Source organism: Methanosarcina thermophila TM-1 (assembly GCF_000969885.1).
Lineage (GTDB): Archaea > Halobacteriota > Methanosarcinia > Methanosarcinales > Methanosarcinaceae > Methanosarcina > Methanosarcina thermophila.
The window spans coordinates 3,063,058-3,080,058 of sequence record NZ_CP009501.1; the positions used below are offsets into that span (position 1 = coordinate 3,063,058).

Below are 17,001 nucleotides of genomic sequence, written 5' to 3' on the forward strand. Positions count from 1 at the left end.
CATCAAGTTTTCAAGATGCCCTCTTTATCTCTATTAAGATGTTTCTTCCCGGTATACTTTGTATTCTTAATCCTCTATTCGAGAAATTTTACCCCCTCTATCCTTCTCGAGTTCATACCTGGATGAAAAAATTAATACCATATGGAGGGAAAAAAGATTTTATAAGAAAGGATAATGAGCAATATAGTTCTAGGTGAGTGCGGGAGGTCTATAAACGGTTTAATACCTACGTAGGCTATAAGAGGTCGTTTCCGGGTTATAAAACCCAGACTCAAATATCATAATTAGTTTTTGAAGGTTTACAGAAAACATCTGTTAAAACATCTATTATATCTCAATTTTCAGTTGATCTCAGGAAAGACTCTTAAGGCGCTCTATATTCTGAAGTACTGCCTTACTTTCAGCCATTATGTTTTCTTCTATTGCGTTGATAATCGTTTCCATCTGGACCGTTAGTTTATACAACTTGATAGGTCTGCCTTTGCCCTGGTTCTTCTTTTCTTCCCGCATATCTACCCAGTCATTTTCACGAAGATAGCGCATTGCAATGCTAACTTCTGGCTGCCTCAAACCTGATACCATCTCGATACACTGGGAAGAAATCTCCTCCCCTTTGGAAAGGCATGCGAGGGTTAGAGCTACTGGTCTGCTGACATTAAGCTTTCTTAAAAGCTCTACCATCTCATATTCAACCTCTCCCATCTTAAATTCATTGTCCTCTGATGTAAACTCATTATCTGCCACAATTATCATCTACCATTTATACCGGAAGAGAAGCTTGTAAGCGCTTCAAATACCTTTCTTGTCCGGTATTATCAGTAATAGAAACATATTATTTTAGATATGTTATTTTTACTATCTTTTATTGCCCTTATTAAATATATTTCTATTTATATGAGTTTCGGATCTGCGGAGTATCTAATAAAATCTGTTTTTCTCATTTGATTTAAATAATAATACTTTCTCCTTATATATAATTATATGCGTATAAAAACTTCCTGACAATAATACATTCTATTCTTTTATGCACAGAAAGTCCCAATTTACAGAATTGTAATATTTTATAGTAAGTGTCAACTTCGTAACATTCTTATTTTGCTGAGTGAATGAATTATATAATTAATTTAATAAATGGAAGGTCAAAGACCGTTTTTTCTCAGAATTTATCCCATTTTTGCAGACAAAACTCATGTTTTCACCTTATTGTGACATTGATATGGTTATTCTGGCAAATCTTAAATACCGATTCCTAAAAGTTTAGTGTAATGAACCCTTGTCTGGATAAAACTGCTGTATTTATCTGCCATTGCAGTGGGAATATTTCCGAACATATCGAAATTGATTCTATTAAGAAGACCCTTAAGGCAGAAGGGATTCCGGTCTTCGATTACGAGTATCTCTGTTCGAGAGAAGGACAGACCCTTATCAAAAATAAAATTTCTGAAGGGAAACTTGACCGGGTAGTAATTGGTTCGTGTACTCCTTCAAAACACGGTACACTGTTTAAAAAGTGCATTCAGGAGGCAGGTTTGAATCGTGCAATGCTCGAGATTGCAAACCTCAGGGAGCACTGTGCCTGGGTACATCCAGATAAAGCCGAGGCCACTGAAAAAGCTCTCTCACTTATTCGCGGGAAACTCAAACGCCTGGAAAAACTTGAGCCTCTTGAAGAAATAAAAGTAGATATCGTCCCGCAGGCTCTTGTCATCGGCGGAGGGATTGCAGGGATAACCGCAGCACTGAACCTCGCAGACAATGGAATTTCCACCTACCTTGTTGAGAAAGATTCCAGTATCGGTGGGAATATGGCAAAAATAGGCAAGGTCTTTTCTCCTGACAAGCTTGCAGAAGAGTGCGCAATGTGCTCCTTAAGCCCGTTGATGAATGAGGTAGTGGCTAATCCAAAAATAACTCTCCTGACCTTGACTGAAGTAGAACACTTACATGGAAGTGCTGGCAACTTTACAGTCAGGTTAAGGAAAAAACCCAGATATGTTCATGACAACTGTACGGGATGTGGACGGTGCAGTCGGGTGTGTCCTGTTCTGGTTGAAAATGAGTTCAACTGCGGGCATATGGACAAAAAAGCAATTTCCCTGCGTTTCTCACAATCCGTCCCAAAGACTTACTGCATAGACCCGGATCACTGTCTGCAGTTAAGTGGCAAAACGTGTGGAAAATGTGAGGAAGCCTGCAAATCCGGAGCAATTGACTTTTCGCAAAAGGAGGAGATTATTGAGCTCAATGTTGGTGCAATTATTGTTGCTACAGGATTTGAAGAGTATGACGCATCCCAGAAACCCCAGTACGGATATGGGATATTCAAAAACGTAATTACCCAGATGGAACTTGCCAGAATGCTTGGGATCAATGGTCCTACAAAAGGGGCACTGCTCAGACCTTCGGATTTCAGCTTTTACCCTGATACTGTCAGCTCAACAGGTATCTGTGGGAACGAAAGTTCATCTGAGAATTCTTCTGATGAGAATTCAGGAACTCCGAAAAGAATAGTTATGATCCAGTGCGTGGGCTCACGGGACGAAAAAGAAGGTGGCAACCGCTACTGCTCCAAATACTGCTGCATGGCAGCTCTGAAGCACTCCAACCTTATAATGAAAAAATACCCGGGTACTGAGATCACAATTTGCTATATTGATTTGAGGGCGCTTGGCTTTTACGAGAACTACTATAGGGCAGTTCAGGACATGGGTGTCAGATTTGTAAGGGGAAGACCAGCTGAAATTGTGGAAAAGCAGGATAAGAGCCTTGTAGTTAAACTTGAAGATACCTTATCCCAGCAAATAAAAGAACTCCCTGCCGACCTCGTTGTACTATCTGCAGCTATGGTTCCTTCTAAAAGAACCAGAAAAATTGCCAGTGTACTGAATATCAGCCAGGATGAAAGCGGTTTTATCAAGGAAAGGCATTCAAAACTGAGACCTGTAGACAGCTCACTTGATGGGATTTTTGTCTGCGGCACTGCTCAGAGCCCCAAGGATATTACAGATACGATTTCCCAGGCAGGGCTTGCGGCGGCAAGGGGAAGGGCATTTATTGCAGACAGTCCAAAAACTTTGATCAATGAAATTCCGATTATCAACCCGCTTCTATGTACTCAGTGTAAGGAATGCCTCAGATGCCCGTTCGAGGCTTTCTACATAAATGAGAGTGGAAAGGTTACTGTAGACCCGCTTTCCTGTACGGGATGCGGTTACTGTACAGGGCTCTGTCCGAGTGGAGCTATCCAGATTGCAGGTTTTACAAAAAGCCAGCTAAAAGCCGAAATTGAGGGTGTAATAAGTCAAGGAGACCTGCTAGGCTTTGTAAACAGCGGGATTGCATCCTTGACCTGTGACAATATCGGAAATAGTGCCCTGAACTATCCTTCAAATGTCAAGTTAATTAAGGTACCAACAAACCTTGTAGTTGACAAAGAACTGTTGCTTCATGCTTTCAAATGCGGGGCATCGGCTGTCCTGTTTATTGAGGATCCTCCAGACAGCCCGAGAGCCGAGATTATATATCCTTTAACTGTCCGCCATTTCGAGAAAATGAAAGAAGAAATTGGAGATTCAGGAAAGCGGATCTATTTCAAGAAAGCTTATGTTCCAGATACAAAGGGGTTAGCAGGCACTTTTACCAGCCTTGCCAGGGAAGGGGAGGAGATGATACAATGATTCAATATGTAAACGAGTATGATACACCGGAATGTAATACTCTTGCAGAAACCGCAAAGAAGAGCATCCGGACACCTGCCTCTCTGGGGCTTGACCGCTGTATACAATGCGGAGCCTGCACGGCTTCCTGTCCTGCAGCTCGCTTTACCGACTACAGTCCGCGTCAGATTGTGAAAAAGGTGCTGGAAAATGATCGGAGTGTGCTTGAGTCCGAAATGATCTGGTCCTGCTTCTATTGCTATTCCTGCAACCTGCGCTGTCCCAGAAATAACAGCCCTGTAACAATTGTGCAGGTGCTGAGGCAGATAGCTGTTAACAATGGTATAGGAGTTGAAAAGCTTGTTTATTTCCTTGAGATAGGAGAATATCTTGCAGAAAATGGAGCCAGCAAAGTACCAGGAGCCGGAATTAAGAATATGGAAAGAGACCTTGGGGAGCGCTGGATAAGGATTAAGAAAAATCTTGAATCAACCCGCGTTGAACTTGGGCTCAGTTCCAGGGATGTAAGGAATACCCATGGAGAAGTTCAGGCTATTCTTGAAGCTACAGGCTATTTTGAAAGGGAAAAATGGGTCAAAGCAAAAATACAGGAAAAAGGTTCGCATCAGCTCCTGAAGAATAAATGTATCAAAAATGAAAATAAAAGCGGAGACTTCGGCTTTGAAAGCGATAGAGAGTATCCCGGACAGCCAGCTTTTACTATTTAAAAGCTGCATGGTCGGGCAGGAGTATCCAGGAGTGGAGACCTCAACCCGTTATGTGTTTGACAGGATTGGAGTAGATTACTGTATTAACGATGAGCAGTCCTGCTGCACAGGAATAGGACATTATACTGACATCTTTGAGGGACTGACAACAATAGCTATTGCAGCCCGAAACTTCGCAGTCGCAAGAAGATGCGGCTATCCCAATATAACTTGCCTCTGTTCAACCTGTTATGCCATAAACAAGGAGGCGTGTGAAGTTCTTAATACCAACACCGAAGTGCGGGAAAGAATTAACGCTATCTTCAGGGAACAGGGTCTTGAAAATCTTGTTTACGAAAAAGACGACATGAACCCGAGGACTAACTTCTACCATGCAGTAGAGATTCTCTTAAGCAAAGTCAACGAGATCAAGAAGCAGAAGAAATTCGATTTCTCAGGGACCAAAGCTGCAGCCCACCATGCTTGCCACTATTATAAAGTTAAGTATCTCGATGTCCTCGGAAATCCTGAAAATCCCCAGTTAATAGATACCATAGCTGCAGTCTGTGGAGCCGATCCTGTGCGCTGGTACGAAGACCGCACTCTTACTTGCGGGATGGGCTTTTCCCAACTCCACCTCAACAAAGACACCTCGCTTCAGGTGACAAAGACAAAACTCGATAGCCTACAGAAAGCAGGTGTGGAACTTATGATCCACATGTGCCCGAACTGCCATATCCAGTATGACCGCTACCAGCCTGTTATTGAGGAAGAGTTTGACGTAAAGTATGATATGGTTCACATGAATATTGCCCAGTTCGTAGCACTTTCTATGGGTGCTGACCCCTACAAAGTGTGCGGCTTCCAGACTCATTCCGTGCCTCTTGAGGAATTCCTGGAAATACACGGGATAATCTGAAAAATCCAGGTTTTGATGTTAAATCTATATTACTTTCTTACTTTTTTAGGGTCTTCTGGATTTAAATAAAAATAAAAAATAAAAGTTCCGTTTTTCTAGTTAGCCAATTTTACAATTTTTAAGTGCTTCTCCCTGGGATTTTCCTTCTATCTAAGGTTTTACCCTTTCTCATGGCCTCGCTCTGTCTCCAAAGTTCTGCCTTAATCCGAATTTCCTTTAACTTTCAATAGACTCTATAGCTTTTTGAGCTTTTTCTATTAATATGGTAGCTTGATTGCTGTTCAGCTCGCAGCGTCTGCTCATTTCATTAATTAACTCGATTAGCTTTTCGAGTTTACAGACAGCTTTTTCTTCTTCTCCATTTACTATGTGGCAGGATATTTCTTCTACTCTATTATTGAGAGAGCTAGTATTGTTGTCTGTAATTTTCAGGCTGTTTATGCATCTCTGGAGTTCATGAACTTCAGTTCCCTCATTTTTTTCTTCACATGTTTTATTTTCATATGTTTCATTTTCCTTTCCGTCAGTCTCATTTTTCTCTCCACTTAACTTAATCAGCCAGGCATCGGTCCTCGACCTGTCAAAATAGTATGTTTCTCCTGCCAATATGTATCCTTTATCACTGGTTTCCTGAACTGAAGTAACCCGTTCCTGAGTATTTTCATCGTTATCAGTCGGGCTCTCAATTGTCATATTCCATTCTTCATTCCCATTGGAGTCGGTTTTAATCAGCAAGGCAGCGGAGGGTTCAAAATAACCACGTTCTGAAAGCACGCCATCACATATTATTTCACCACCTAATACATATCCCCCATCACTTGTTGACTTGACAGAAAGCACCTGGATTTTATTTCCCCCTCCAAAGGTTCTTTTCCATTCTTGATTCCCATCAGAATCTATCTTCATCAATACTGCATTTTCGTTACCATTGGCATCAACTGCGGTTCCTGCCAGTATACACCCTCCATCTGCAGTACTACTTAAGGCTATATATCTATGGTAATAAGGTGCTATATCTATCCGTTCAAATGTTTTATTCCATTCTTCATTTATATCTGAATCTGTTTTGATCAGCAAGAATTTTGTATCACTAGAGCCTGTCTCATCTTGATAACTCCTCGCGCCTGCAAGAATAAAGCCGCCATCCTCAGTTTTTTGGATATTGTAGATTGAATCCGATGAATATCCCAGTGTCTTGTTCCATTCTTCAATTCCTCTTGAGTCCGTTTTTATTAAATAGTTAGGGATATACTTATCGCCGAGATCGATATGTCCAATTATTATATATCCACCATCATCGGTTTTTTGGATCGCCTCTGCATTGCCACCCTCTCCATCACCAAAGGTTCTTTCCCATTCTTCTTTTCCATTGGAATCAGCTTTTGCCAGCCAGGGATAGGAGGAGGAGTTATACCAATCTAATTCGTCATGAGTTACGATATTTCCGGCAAGCACATATCCTCCATCTATGGTTTGCTGAAGACAATTTTCGGTATAAAGGTGCGTCGATCCATTGAAAAAGTCTTTGGACCACTCCACTTTTCCTTTGGAGTCAAATTTTGTCAGCCGTGCACTCTCGTCTCCATATTCAACCCAACTTTCCCCTGCCAGAATGTATCCACCATCTCTGGTTTCCTGGACAGCGTATGCAAGCTCATGATATCCGCCTTCGTAACCTTCATATGTCCAGTTCCACTCTTCCTCAGGCGCTACAGAAGCTGATAAAGCAGTACCTGTACACAAAATCAAGAATATAAAGTAACAGAAAGTTAAGCAACATTTAAATTTCATTTAAAGCCCTCCTATATTTAATTTAACAGTTTACATCCTTCTTATGTGTTATATAACATGTATATAAATGTAAATTATGCGAAAGTAGATTGTATAATATTAACTGAAAACTAAAGAATTGATTTATAAAGATCAATTCTAGAAAAAAATTAAAAAATAATTTTAGATCTAATTTTTAAATCAAAATGTGTAATATTATAAAGAAGGAAAAAGAAATCCATTTTATTTCTTCATGTTTTTGATTCACTATCTTCTTAAGTTTAATAATTCTCCGTGCTTTCTTGATTAAAGACTGTTAATGAAGTTTTCAGCTTTAAAGCCATTAAGTATATATATTTAATTATAAAGAATTCAGAAATCTGAATTTTTCCTCATATCATATTGTCATTTGATCATCAGACAGGAGACTTACTTTTGGGAACAATTAGTGAGAAAATCTTCTCCCGGGCAGCGGGAACAGAGGCAAAGGCAAATGATTTTGTCCTGGCAGATATCGATTATGCGATGGCGCATGACGGCACCTCGATACTTGCAGTTAATGCTTTCAAGGAAATGGGGATGAAAGAGGTCTGGGACTCCTCAAGGATAGTAATTCCTTTCGACCACATTGCGCCTGCAAATAATGAAACGTCAGCGACACTACAAAAAGAGATCAGAGAATGGGTAAAGGAGCAGGGCATCCCGAACTTTTATGAGATTGGGGAAGGAATCTGCCATCAGGTACTTCCTGAAAACGGATTCGCACTGCCAGGAAAACTGGTTGTGGGAGCCGATTCGCATTCCTGCACCTATGGGGCTTTCGGGGCTTTTGCAACAGGCGTGGGAGCTACGGATATGGCTGAGATTTTCGCCACAGGCAAACTCTGGTTTAAAGTGCCTGAGAGCCTCAGGTTCACGGTTGAAGGAAGGCTTGGAGAAGGTGTTTATGCGAAAGACCTGACTCTTTATCTGATAGGGAAAACCGGAATTGACGGTGCCACGTATAAGGCTGTAGAGTTTTACGGATCATCTATTTCCGAACTATCGGTTTCAGGCAGGATGACGCTCTGCAACATGGCAATTGAAATGGGAGCAAAAACCGGGATTGTTCCGCCGGACGAGAAAATCTTCAATTTCCTGAATAATCGGGCAGTTGCTCCCTATGAGCCGGTTTATGCCGACCATGACGCAGTCTATGCAGAAGAATTAACTTACTCTGCTGATGATATCGAGCCTCAGGTCGCCTGCCCGCACCAGGTAGACAATGTAAAGCCTGTGGGAGAGGTCGAAGGTATCCATGTAGACCAGGTATTTATAGGGACATGCACAAACGGGAGGCTTGAGGATCTTGAGATTGCAGCCTCAATCCTTAAGGGGAAAAAGGTTGCGGTCAGGACCGTAGTAATTCCTGCATCCCGCACAACTCTCCTTGCGGCAATTGAAAACGGGACAATGGAAACTCTGCTCAAAGCAGGCGTCACTCTTGCGACACCAGGCTGCGGGCCCTGTCTTGGTGCTCATCAGGGAGTGCTCGGGGAAGGCGAGGTCTGTATTTCAACTGCAAACCGGAATTTCAAAGGCAGGATGGGAAAAGGCGGTTTTATCTACCTTGCGTCTCCTGCAACCGCAGCAGCTTCGGCACTATCAGGTGAAATCACAGACCCAAGAAAAATTTAAATCTTAGAAGTGAAAACCAGATTTTTATCTGTTTTTTACTTTTTGTCATTTTATATTTTCTATTTTTGTCATTTTATATTTTCTATTTTTTATCATTTTATATTTTTTATCATCTTACGTTTTCTGTTTTTTTGTTATCTCACGTTTTCTATTTTTTATCTGCATTTTATTTTTTCTGTCAAGCATTGTAAAAATTTTGTTTATATCCAGCGGACATTTATACCTTGAGTTGCATATATTTGAACAGGAGGGACAACTATTACTGAAGAACTCAGTCACGAAAATCTTTCGAGTTTAATTGACCACTGGATCGAACATAACGAAAGCCACATACAGAGCCTCAAGGAATGGGCTCAGAAAGCCAAAAAAGATGGTTTTCTCGATGCTTCTAATGATATCCTCGAAGCTGCCAATAAAATCGAGGAAGCTAACAAGCATCTCAACAAGGCAAAAGAAGGGCTTTTCCATCTTCATTGAAAGATGTAAGAGCTAAAGCTTAAGAACTGATTTTTTAATTATGTGACGGGCTTCTCCCGCCACCATCTTTCATTTTTTTGCGTGCTGACAGATTTTCAGACTCTGCCCAGGCAAGGAATTCTTTCTTCTTTTTATCTGAATACTGCCTGTATGTTTTAATACCTTCAAGAGAAGAATATCTTTTAATCCATTGAGGTGTGCTTCAGGCTCATAACCGTGTCGATCTGGGCAGGTATAGTGCTTGACACAGGTATGACTTCACCTGTCTCTGGTTTAATCTCAAGCCTGAATTCACTGTTAACCACATCCCCTGCTTCCGTGCTCTGCAATGTTGAATTGGCTGGTGCAGTAATGTTGATCTCTACTTTTTCATATTGCTCCAGCAGATCATCTCCATCATTCTCCCTATAAACTCTTGGTCCAGTTTGTACTTGCTACATAAGTGACACGGTCTAAATAGGATATTATCATCAGTCCTTGACTGCTATCTACTCCTACATTTACCGGTGGCTGGTCTTTTGCGAGTTGAAGCGTAAGGATAATATTGTTTACTTTACTGTCGCTTGCTTTTGCTATCACGCTCCCCGCAAGTTCAATGGATGGACCTGATCGTTCTACAACCTCATTAGATGTAACTCTTTCAAAAGTAGAGTGTTCTGCCCCGATAATCACATAAGAGAACGCTGCTGCAATCACTAAAAAAGCAGTCATTACTATTGCAGATTCAAGTGCAGTGAAGGCTATTTCCCCTTTCTTAAAAATACTGGAAATTCCTTTCATTCCATCTTACTCCTTTTTTCCTCTGAATGAAAGCATTATAAAACGTGAAGGTTATGACACCATGATTCTCCTCTATTGCCTCCAGATAGAAATTTGCTACAGGAAATAATGCGCAGAGGCTAATTTGCATGGTATCTATCGGGTTTTGTATTGGTTACTCACTTTGCGTGGGCTTCATCAGCCCCTCACATAATAATAATTTTTAGAAAGAAAACATCTTTAAATTTATTAACTTTTCCTGCTAAACCTTTAGCTTATTGCATTAACATTTTAAAAACTTATAAATGCTCTATAAGTAAAATAACAAACAGAAAATTTTAAAACCTATATCGTTATTTTTGGAAGAATTAAATGTATTTTTACCGAATAAGCCTTGTAATGAGCCCCATTCTGAAATGAAAGAATTAGATAGCGGTTCTGTTTATACTGGCAGCTCTGAACTTAACGTCTTCTGCGTAAAGCTGGAATCCCAGCAGTGTTATAAATAATAATAGAAAATAAATAAAAATAGAAAAGAAAAAAATTTAATAAAATCTCTCAATCTCGCGCTTTGCTTCTTCAAGGGAAAATTTCTGTCTTACAAGGGGCTTTTCCTGAATTGCCGGCACTCTATCCTCAAAGACGTCTCTCTTGCATTTGTAAAAAATCCCATTAGGTATCTTATCTCCCCACTCCAGAGCCTTTTCGAATGCTTTAATACGGTCCGAAGGGTCATAGTCGTCTCCTAGCCTGTAAATTCTATCCCGGTACCACTTGAAGGTATTTATCTTGTTAAAGGTAACACAGGGTTGAAGAATGTCAAGAAGAGCAAAGCCCCTGTGTGTTATTGCAGCTTTCATAAGTTCTTTAAGAAATTCCTGATCTCCTGCAAAACCCCTGGCTACAAAACTGCAGTTTTGAGAAATTGCTATGGCTAGCGGATTCATCGGCTCTTGGAGTACGCCGTAAGGCTGAATTGTTGTGTATGTTCCCTCGGCTGTAGTGGGAGATGCCTGCCCCTTGGTCAGTCCATATACCTGGTTATTATGCACGAACAGCGAAATATTCGGGTTCCGTCGAATTGCATGAAGAAAATGGTTTCCTCCCTCCCCATAACAATCGCCATCTCCAGCAACTGCAATCACGTGAAGGGAATGGTTGGCAAGTTTTGCAGCAGTAGCTACAGGCAGGGTTCTTCCATGCAGCCCGTTGAATGTATGACATTTAATATAATGGGGCAGTTTTCCAGCCTGCCCTATCCCCGAAACGACAAGGACCTGACAGGGCTCAATTCCAAGTTCTACAAGTGCATGTTTGATAGTCGAAAGAATTTGAAAATTCCCACATCCGGGGCACCAGGCTGGAACCTGACCTTCATAATCTTCAAAGGTAGGCATGCAACTCCTCCTTCAGGTTTTCAATTGTAAAAGGTCTCCCGTCGTATTTACTGATCTGATGGGAGAATTCAAATCCGGTTTCTGCCCTTATAAGTTTTGCAAACTGCCCGGTGGCGTTGTTTTCTATGCAAATTGTAAGGTCTGCGTTCTTAAGAAGTTCAATATAATCGAACCTATCCAGCTTGGGAAGAGGGAAGATCTGGCTGAAGTGCAGCATTGCAGCTTTCTTTTCCTTGGGAATGGTATCAACTACCTCTTTTATCACTCCGTAGGTAGATCCGTGTCCTACAAGCACTATTTTTGGGGAGGGATCTCCATATAAAAGAGGAGCTTCGATTTCATCTTTTATAAGCGGCAGTTTATTCAGAAGCCTTTTCTGAACCATTTTAATGCGGGTCTCGGAATCCTCTATAATGTGTCCTTCCTCATCATGCTCATCACTATCTGCCACGACAAGGTGCTTTCCTGCTTCTCCGGGAACCGCAAGCAGGGAAATTCCTGTACTGGAATACTTGTAGCGTTCATACTTCTTAACGCCTTTAAGATCCTCTTCCCTCATCCGGTAATCGTTATAGATCAGCTTTTCTGAATCTAGGCTATCAAAGGTCCATTCGGATTCTGCAAGATACTGATCAGACTGGATGAACACAGGGATCTGGTACTTTTCAGCAAGTTCAAAAGCCCTATTAGTCAGGTAAAGAGCCTGTTTAGGAGTTCCTGGTTCAAAAATCACTCTTGGAAATTCCCCATGACCTGCGTGAAGAACAAAAAGCAAATCTCCCTGCTCGGTGCGTGTGGGAAGACCCGTAGCCGGTCCAGGGCGCTGCATTTCCGCAATCACAAGAGGAGTTTCGGTCATTCCTGCAAGGGCAAGACCCTCTACCATGAGAGCGAATCCTCCTCCGGACGTCCCGGTCATAGCCCTTACACCTGCAAAAGAAGCCCCTATTGCCATATTAATAGCTGCAATTTCGTCTTCAGCCTGCTCAACAACAAGATTATACTCCTCTGCTCTGGAAGCCAGGTACTCCATAATTCCTGTTGAAGGTGACATAGGATACGCTGAGTAGAACTTGCATCCTGACATAATTGCTCCAATTGCGATTGCCTGCAGTCCGGTTATAAGCATGAGCCTTTTGTTTTCAGGCTCACGGATTCCGAAAGCTTCACATCTGGGGCAGTTTGTAAGAGCATATTTGTATCCTGCCTCTGCGCAGGCTATATTATTCTGGACTACTTCTTCTCCTTTTCTGCTGAAAGTTTCTCTCAGGATCTGTTTAAGTGCCTCCAGCCCCAGATCAAGCAGCCCAAGAACTGCCCCGGTTGCTACGGTATTTGCCATAACACTTTGTTTTCCGACATCCAGTGCTATCTTTCGGAAAGGAATATCTATGAATTCCGGCTCTTCAAACTTCTTTTTAGCAATTTCGGAGTCATAGAGAATAAATCCTCCGTCTTTCACACTCTTTCTGTGAATCTCAATAGTGTTCAGGTCAAGAGCGAGAAGAATGTCAAGTATCTCTCTGGAAGCTGATATTTCATGGTCGGAAAATCGGATCTGGTAAAAATTATGCCCCCCTCGTATCCTGGACATGTAGTCCTGGTGTGAAAACACATGGTATCCTATTCGCGAGAAGACCTTTGCAAGAGCTCCTCCTATTGTCTGTAGCCCCTGTCCGGCTTCTCCTCCTATCCGAAGCGTATATTCCAGAAACTTAACCCCCAATCTGTTTCTTAATTTTTGATTTATCTCAGTTTTTCTGGCTTGCTCAGTTTAACGTCACTTTTGCCTTGTAAGTTTTAATTGTGTGAGTCCTGATCTCATGCCTTAGCTGTGCGAATTTAATTATACGAACATTGTTGTATGAGCAACAGCAAAATAGAGATTTTTATCGGCTAATTTTTTCCTTTCTCTGCTGTCACTTACCTTATTAGCCTTCCCCTCTTTTGAGCTCCTCGAGAAAAATATTATTATTAAACCTTAAATAATCTTGCTTCTTCTCGTTGTTTGGAAAACTCGTGAGGGAAATACATTATAAAGTTGGGTTAAAAATATTATTAAAACAAGGGCAACTCCGAGTATCAATATCTCCTCCTGCAGCGCATATTATTAAAAACAAAGCAGTGAAGTTATTGCACAGACCAGGAGATCTACAAGATTGCTCATGCCGCCTCCAAATTAAATTCAAAAAACCGTATTTTAATAAACATTTCTAATTTCTTTAACAGTTATATAAAAAATCTTAAAATATAACTTTCCCTCATCAGGCGAAATCCAGCTTTTACTAACAAACTCTCAGATCGTAATTTCCCAAGAAGATCTGCACAAGCCCTCTTTGAAAGGGCTTGTTAGCGCCGTTGATCACACTGTTATGTCGTTTTCGCTCAAGCCTTTTTTCAAAAGGCTTGTGATCAAACTTTTTTCTAAAAAGTTTGCGTTAGAACTTTCCACGGCCGAGCTGGGCGTGAGCACGTGCAAGATGTCCTGCAGCCTGGGCTCCAATAAGAGAAATTTCTCCTGCAAGCACGGCGGCAGCTACGATTTCAGCAAACTTTTTGGAGTTTATCCCGGGAACATCCCCTGCACCTGAAACACCGAGAAGGTTCAGGCAATCTCTCTGGGTTCCAAGCCCGGTGCCTCCCCCAACAGTCCCCACAAGCAGGGCAGGCAGAGTAACAGTACAGTGAATCTCTTCATATTTTGTAAGCTCCATGCTCGTAATGGCAGTGCTCCCTTCAACAACATGAGCTGCATCCTGTCCGCAGGCCAGGTAAATCGCAGCAATGATATTTGCAGCATGGGCATTGAAGCCAAGTGCTCCTGCTCTTGCTGAGCCAAGAAGGTTTTTGCTGTAGTTTACCTCAAACATGGATTCAGGCGTACATTTGAGAACTTCTTTGACAATCTCTTTTGGAATTGTGACCTCGGCTACAACCGTTTTTCCTCTTCCAAGAATTGCGCTTATTGAAGCGGGTTTTTTGTCAGTACACATATTTCCTGAGAGGGTAACCGGATGTGCGCCGAATTCATCTTCTATCAGGTGCATGATTGCATCCGTAGCTATAGTCACCATGTTCATACCCATGGCATCTTTTGTATCGTACGAGAATCTGAGATATACGTATGTGCCTGTTATGAAAGGTTTTACAGAGATCAGTTTTCCAAAACGGGTTGTTTTTTCGGCAACTTCTTTCATCTGTTCAAAAATCTCAGGGCATTTTACCCATTCATAAAATTTCTTGGCTCTTTCAAGGCTATCAAGCTTAAAAACAGGAGCTCTTGTCATTTCATCTTCAAAAATCCTGACGTTTGCCCCTCCTGATTTTGTGATGACCGAGCATCCGCGGTTTACGCTGGCGACAAGGGCTCCTTCGGTTGTAGCAAGCGGGATATAATATTCGGAGTTAGCATATTCACCATTTACTTTCAGAAGCCCAGCAACTCCTAGTGGAATCTGAACTGCCCCTATCATGTTTTCTATATTCTTTTTCGATATAGCCTCTACATCAAGGGAAAAATTCTGTATATGTTCGAACTCTAGCTTCGCAAACTCCTGTATTGCAAGCCGTCTAATTTTTACTGCCGTTAACGGGTCTGCGACCTCCTCAATCTTACGAAGCGCCACATCTCCATCCAGAACCTTTTGTAAGAGAATTTTCTCTTCCTCGCTCAGTTCATAATCCTGCAAAAACACAAAACCACCTGCTTAACCTATTTTCTTCCCTAACTTTAAAATTAATTAACTGAATAGCTAAAACATTCATATTAATTTAGTATTCTGAAATCACATATTTTATGTTAAAACTATTTTCTCCTGATTATGTGCACATTAATTATAATTCGCAAACGTTACCAGTTTGATCATAGATGCTGCCCTGTTTAATCACAAACACTCGCTGGTTTGAGCCGCGTTTTTATATTTTTATTCTAATTATGTGCATATTGACATATAACTCATTCCTTAATGTGATTTTTTCTGCTATGACCAACCTGTTTAACTAATCTATACCAAAGATTAAAGGTTCTGTCGATACAGGTTAAAATTAAAAAATAGTATGAAACTTCTCTCAAAACTCGAGATATAACAAAAATTTTTATTGCCAGTTACAGCCCATTGAACCGCAACCGTTGCGCCGGTTTATCATCAAGAGTTGCACTGCTTGACTACGCCGTTGCTCGGGGTTTTCGCTCAAGCCTTTTTTCAAAAGGCTTGTGATCAAACTTTTTTCTAAAAAGTTTTCAGTTAAGCACTTTTTACGCTCTTTTTTGAAAAAAATTTGTATTTCAAATTCAAGAAACAGTTAGGATTTAAAATGGCTGAAATGTATTGAGGTAGAAATATTGAAGTAGAAATGTATTGAGGTGTAGCTTAAAGATCTACAGGCAGGTCACAGGCAGGTCATTATTGGCAGGTGTTCCCTGGCTCAAGCGCCTGTTTGGCAGGGTATAATCAGCTAGGCAGGGTACAGCTAGATTGAAGAAAACCTTACTTAAGAAAGAGCTAGAGTAAAACATATCCAATTACTTAAAGTCTTTATTTCTTAAATGCCTAGTTTAATCTTTAGAAGTTTCTCAGGCTCAGAAACTGATAATCAGCTGGTTTTCTTCGGTATATGTCAACAGGAGCTCAGCTACATCTTTTGAGCAGATGAACTCGATTCCAGGAATTAACTCTTCTTTCTTAAGCCCGATCATGTCCGAGGCAAGCTGGCAGCATCGGAACTCTACTCCCATGTCAATGCATTCCTGAACAGAAACATCATATTTGGGTGATCCTCTTGTTTTGTCTTTCTTTGCAAGCAACACTCCCATAGGTCCCCATAGGATAACAAGTACGTCAAGCCCCTTACTCCGATAATACTTCGCAAATTTAAGAGTTTCCTGTGGGCTGGTGCTCTCGTAAACCATGTTTTTGAGCAGCAGTAGTACCTTTTCGACTTTTGTCATAAGAACTCCAGATCTGAATAATACATTTCTGAAACAGATTACCTAGATGTATATAAAGTTTCACATTGAAAAAGCGAGTCAATATTTTTTCACATTATTTAAATAATTTTGTTTATCTATAAGGCATTCTGTGAAGTCTGGATACTTACATCTGGTCAACTGATTCAATCGCAATGTAAAATTAGACAATTGTTTTATCACCTCACAGTTATCCTGAACTTTTTGACGCCAAAAATTTTTTAAAGTTGGAGGCTAATTCTAAATGATTCGTATTGGAAATTTCTACTTTGCAAGAGTCCTCAATCTAAGCTGGGCAATTTATATATTTTCCTTCTTATTGTATTTTCCTTCGTATTGTAAACTGAAAATCTATTTTTGCCGTCATTGAAATATAAAAATTCCGGTATAATGAGAAACTATTTCAGGAAAATAGGTTTTACAGTTCGCAGATTAAAGTCGGAACTTGAGTTTACATATAAACATTAACGTGAATTTATATAAGAGCGTAAAACTCCTGAGTCTTTATCTCAGGGGTTAAACAGGTCTTGAATAAATGCACTGTAACAGGTTCGTTTTCATGTAAAGCCGATACAAACGAATGGACAACTCAGTAGGATAGGAACTGCCCGATTCGAGCCTATTTGATATGCCAAAAGGTCATCTGTGAACCAGGAAGCTGCTAAATAAGTTT

General features: G+C 40.8%; 13 protein-coding genes. 4 read left to right on the forward strand and 9 right to left on the reverse strand.

Features of this window, described 5'->3' with window-relative positions:
- Nucleotides 1-351: 351 nt before the first annotated feature.
- A complete protein-coding gene (locus MSTHT_RS13360) occupies nt 352-753 on the reverse strand; it encodes a transcriptional regulator (RefSeq protein ID WP_048168205.1) in 402 nt (133 codons plus the stop codon).
- Nucleotides 754-1,265: 512 nt separating this feature from the next.
- On the opposite strand from MSTHT_RS13360, the gene hdrA reads away from it, so the two are divergent.
- Genes hdrA through hdrB form a run of 3 tightly spaced genes read left to right on the forward strand, consistent with a single transcriptional unit; the run spans nt 1,266 to nt 5,282 of the window.
- A complete protein-coding gene (gene hdrA, locus MSTHT_RS13365; RefSeq protein ID WP_048168206.1) occupies nt 1,266-3,677 on the forward strand; it encodes a ferredoxin:CoB-CoM heterodisulfide reductase subunit HdrA in 2,412 nt (803 codons plus the stop codon).
- A complete protein-coding gene (gene hdrC / locus MSTHT_RS13370; protein WP_048168207.1) occupies nt 3,674-4,384 on the forward strand; it encodes a ferredoxin:CoB-CoM heterodisulfide reductase subunit HdrC in 711 nt (236 codons plus the stop codon). The genes hdrA and hdrC overlap by 4 nt, the downstream gene beginning before the upstream one ends.
- Nucleotides 4,338-5,282, forward strand: a complete 945-nt coding sequence (gene hdrB, locus MSTHT_RS13375; protein ID WP_048168208.1) for a ferredoxin:CoB-CoM heterodisulfide reductase subunit HdrB — start codon at nt 4,338-4,340, stop codon at nt 5,280-5,282. Before hdrC ends, hdrB begins: the two co-directional genes overlap by 47 nt.
- Nucleotides 5,283-5,498: 216 nt before the next feature.
- On the opposite strand, the gene MSTHT_RS13380 is transcribed toward hdrB, so the two are convergent.
- Nucleotides 5,499-7,073, reverse strand: a complete 1,575-nt coding sequence (locus MSTHT_RS13380) for a hypothetical protein (protein ID WP_052721898.1) — start codon at nt 7,071-7,073, stop codon at nt 5,499-5,501.
- A 423-nt stretch (nt 7,074-7,496) separates the two neighbouring features.
- On the opposite strand from MSTHT_RS13380, the gene hacA reads away from it, so the two are divergent.
- Nucleotides 7,497-8,729, forward strand: coding sequence for a homoaconitase large subunit (gene hacA, locus MSTHT_RS13385; RefSeq protein ID WP_374756223.1), 1,233 nt, complete (start codon nt 7,497-7,499; stop codon nt 8,727-8,729).
- A 294-nt stretch (nt 8,730-9,023) separates the two neighbouring features.
- Here hacA and MSTHT_RS14855 read toward each other — a convergent pair whose 3' ends face one another.
- The 7 genes from MSTHT_RS14855 to MSTHT_RS13410 form a co-directional block, all read right to left on the reverse strand.
- Nucleotides 9,024-9,203, reverse strand: coding sequence for a hypothetical protein (locus tag MSTHT_RS14855; RefSeq protein ID WP_181952237.1), 180 nt, complete (start codon nt 9,201-9,203; stop codon nt 9,024-9,026).
- Between the two features lie 185 nt (nt 9,204-9,388).
- Nucleotides 9,389-9,535, reverse strand: a complete 147-nt coding sequence (locus MSTHT_RS15260; protein ID WP_231588111.1) for a hypothetical protein — start codon at nt 9,533-9,535, stop codon at nt 9,389-9,391.
- 76 nt (nt 9,536-9,611) lie between these two features.
- The gene (locus MSTHT_RS15265; RefSeq protein ID WP_052721899.1) at nt 9,612-9,986 is read right to left on the reverse strand and encodes a hypothetical protein; all 375 of its coding nucleotides are present in this window, start codon (nt 9,984-9,986) and stop codon (nt 9,612-9,614) included.
- 524 nt (nt 9,987-10,510) lie between these two features.
- Nucleotides 10,511-11,362: a 2-oxoacid:ferredoxin oxidoreductase subunit beta gene (locus tag MSTHT_RS13395; RefSeq protein WP_048168210.1), complete on the reverse strand. Its 852-nt coding sequence runs from the start codon at nt 11,360-11,362 to the stop codon at nt 10,511-10,513.
- A complete protein-coding gene (locus MSTHT_RS13400; RefSeq protein ID WP_048168211.1) occupies nt 11,349-13,088 on the reverse strand; it encodes a 2-oxoacid:acceptor oxidoreductase subunit alpha in 1,740 nt (579 codons plus the stop codon). Before MSTHT_RS13400 ends, MSTHT_RS13395 begins: the two co-directional genes overlap by 14 nt.
- A 712-nt stretch (nt 13,089-13,800) precedes the next feature.
- Nucleotides 13,801-15,057: a hydroxymethylglutaryl-CoA reductase (NADPH) gene (hmgA, locus tag MSTHT_RS13405; protein WP_048168212.1), complete on the reverse strand. Its 1,257-nt coding sequence runs from the start codon at nt 15,055-15,057 to the stop codon at nt 13,801-13,803.
- 884 nt (nt 15,058-15,941) lie between these two features.
- Nucleotides 15,942-16,310, reverse strand: coding sequence for a DsrE family protein (locus MSTHT_RS13410; RefSeq protein WP_048168213.1), 369 nt, complete (start codon nt 16,308-16,310; stop codon nt 15,942-15,944).
- Nucleotides 16,311-17,001: the final 691 nt, after the last annotated feature.